At 43.7% G+C, this 3,054-nt stretch carries 3 protein-coding genes; 2 read left to right on the plus strand and 1 reads right to left on the minus strand.

Going from position 1 to position 3,054, the window contains the following annotated elements:
- On the minus strand, window positions 1-950 hold a 950-nt coding region (locus VZ94_RS16390; RefSeq protein ID WP_131655601.1), incomplete at its 3' end, for a DUF2135 domain-containing protein.
- A 570-nt stretch (window positions 951-1,520) separates the two neighbouring features.
- Between VZ94_RS16390 and VZ94_RS16395 the strand changes: the two genes are divergently transcribed.
- Together VZ94_RS16395 and VZ94_RS16400 are read left to right on the plus strand one after the other, a co-directional pair.
- Complete coding sequence (locus tag VZ94_RS16395) at window positions 1,521-2,327, plus strand: cupin-like domain-containing protein (protein ID WP_045780047.1); 807 nt, start codon at window positions 1,521-1,523, stop codon at window positions 2,325-2,327.
- A gap of 215 nt (window positions 2,328-2,542) precedes the next feature.
- Window positions 2,543-2,998, plus strand: coding sequence for a peroxiredoxin (locus tag VZ94_RS16400; protein WP_045780048.1), 456 nt, complete (start codon window positions 2,543-2,545; stop codon window positions 2,996-2,998).
- The last annotated feature ends 56 nt before the right edge of the window (window positions 2,999-3,054 follow it).

The following is a 3,054-nucleotide window of genomic DNA, read 5'->3' on the forward strand; positions in this document are numbered from 1 at the left end:
CCCTTGGCTTGTGCTAACGCAATATTCGTCACCACCTCTCGCAACGCTAAACCATCCGTATCCGGTAAATACGCTTCTTGCTCCTGCTCCTCGCCTTCGCGCGCAGGCTCATGCTGAATATAATCGCGAATTTCAGTCGGCATATCGCGCTCATTATCTTGGCTAGGCACAAAAATCTTAGCGGGTTGCCGATTACCACTAAAAGCAACATAAGCTAACGTGCTTGTTTCGCCGGGACGTGCTAACGGCTTTTGTATGCGCTTATGGCTTTCCGTTGGCAAGCCTTCATCTAAAATAATATCCAAACTGGCCAACGTGTGTTGTACCGCCCCGCCCGGCCAATAATTAGCATCTATCCTAAACACGCCAATCGGTGGTGCAGGATGTACATACAAATAAGGCCCGTATCCCGCTTGGTCAAAACTTTCACCATCGCTATTTAGAAAAAAGATGCCACCACTGGTTGAGCGCGTATCGGCCCAATACACATGGCTATTATCCGGCTCATAAATATGTAAGTCGGTATACACTGAATTAGTGTCACTGGTTAACACCACTTTAAATGGAATGGCAGGAATCACCGCATCGACCGTTACCGAAGCGCTTGAGCGGCCTAGATGATTCGCACATTCGGCAATAATCGTGTTTTTACCTTTAGCGGCTGGAAAAGACCGGGCAAACTGACCGTTGTTATTTCGCGCATAATAACGCACGCCATTGATATTTATTACAATCGGGTCTGCCGTCGTATCGGAGCACGAGCCTGCGACGACGACTTGCATACTACTCGTCCAACCACCGGCAGGTTTAGACAAAGTAAGCGCCGGTTTCTCAGTAGCCGATGTCACCGTTGCTTGACCGCGTCTCGCTAATATATCAGCGTCATCGCTAGGACTCGCCGAAACAGCAAACGATAAGCTTAAATTTATCGCGACCAGGATTATACGCATCAAAACCTCCAGGGCTGATGGATTTTATGAATACCACAGATTCTTTCCAGCAAGTTGTGGTGTAAAAACTGGAAGACTAGCGGAATTTTAACCGCTTAGCAACGGCATAACCAGAAGCGTTTACAACGCTTAGAATAGGCCCTTCATAATGTAGTGGTCACAAACAGATTGCCCATATGACTTGATAGTCCAGATTCCATCAGATAGGGTTGCGTTCAACCGTAAACCGTATAAGGTGCACCGTAATACGGAACATAGAAGCCATGAAATTCCGAACTTTATGGCTGCTCTGGACTAACTTGCTCATCCATCAAGGCAACACACGAACGATACGCATCTTGTGGGTTTGAATTGCCCACACCCACTTACCAGTTTCTTAGTCCATACCAAGTTATGCGACAATAATAAGGTTAATCCCGTAACTTTATCATTGAAAATGAATGTCACCGATAAGAATGCCCATGGTTATTTTGAAATCCCTAGAGAATCATCTGCTATCACGTTTGAATACTTTTGGAATCAATACGCCGTCAAGGAACAACCTTTTATTATTGAAAATGTGGCTGCTAATTGGATAGCCAGGAAGTATGGACCGAGACCTATTTACAAAAAAGATTATCAGAGGAGCCTTTAGCAAAAGAGGCCTTTTTATGGTATTGGTTGGAAAAAAATGCGCTCGCTGAAGACTATGAGATTCCTGAAATAGTCGATACGGCGTTAAGTCATTCTGACATTTTTCCGCGCTCTCAAGTGATGCGTATTTGGGTACATGAGAAAGGTAATCTATCAAGCTGGCATTATGACGCGAATATGATTAGCGTGTTTAATGTGCAAGTCACAGGGCGTAAGAAATGGTCATTAATCTCGCCTGAAACTCCGCTTTGTTGCTATCCATTTAGCAATTTTGCGATATTAGACGGGAAAGGCGATGATATTTTTCACAATAAAATTTATACCCACTTTGAATTAAATGAGGGTGATATGTTATTTCTGCCTCCGCTTTGGTTTCATCAAGTCGAAGCCTGTGAAGCAGAAAACGTCAGCTTAAATTGGGTTTTTACTAAAAAAGAAACGCAAATTACGACCAGCGCGTTTAAAAGAGATTATGAGCGCTATTATTTTGTTTCTTACTTTTCAAGACATAAATACCCAATCTATCGCACTATTGCCAAGCAACTGAATGCGTTATTACCTAGCTATCTGAGAGCGAAATGGACATATCAAGAAATCATAAAAACGTCTCACAACGTTAATCTGAGCATATTAGCGCTCAGAATGCTGAAAGAGCTGGCCTCGATAGCTTTTGTGTTAAGGCATTTTAATAAAATTAAGCCTTATCGAAAAACAATTAAACCAGTAAAACGGCTAGCGCGGTAAGCTGCGCCAATATCGAATCTGGCATTTCTAATGGCGCTGCTAACGCGTAACTTTTCTTTAGGCTCCCAACGCAAGGTGGGACAGGGTATCAGGATGCAGGTGTTGGCAGCAGGGATGCTGCCACCAAGCCTACAAGGATGTATTTACGGCGTCCTGCACCCTGATACCCTGTCCCAACTAAAGTGAGTAGCCTTTCTTTAACTCGAGGATTACTTATGAACAAACTCTTAAATTTTTTGAATGTACCCAAAGCGTTAGCATTAAAAGTAGGCGACCCTGCCCCTTTATTTGAACTGCCAACCCACCAAGGCGAGCTCTTTAACTTAGCAACGCGGCAACAGCAAGGTTGGACAGTGTTATTTTTTTACCCTAAAGCTGGCACGCCCGTGTGTACCCAGCAAGCGTGCTCGTTTAGAGAGCATGTGAGTCTTTTACAGGCTGTTAATGCTGACGTGTATGGCATCAGCACAGACAGCGTACAAGCAATAACAGATTTTCATCGCAAACATCAGCTGAATTACACGTTACTCGCCGATAACGATGCTAAAGTCGCTGAAGCGTATGGCGTTAAAATGCCTATGTTAAAAATCGCTAAACGCTGGACGTTTATTTTAGATACGGACTTAATCATTCGTCATATCGACAACCAAGTCGATGCCAATTTCGATTGACAAAAACGCCGCAGACCGAATTAAACGCTTTCAGCAAACTGGTCACTAAACATCTT

Source organism: Methylocucumis oryzae (genome assembly GCF_000963695.1).
GTDB classification, from domain to species: Bacteria; Pseudomonadota; Gammaproteobacteria; order Methylococcales; family Methylomonadaceae; genus Methylovulum; species Methylovulum oryzae.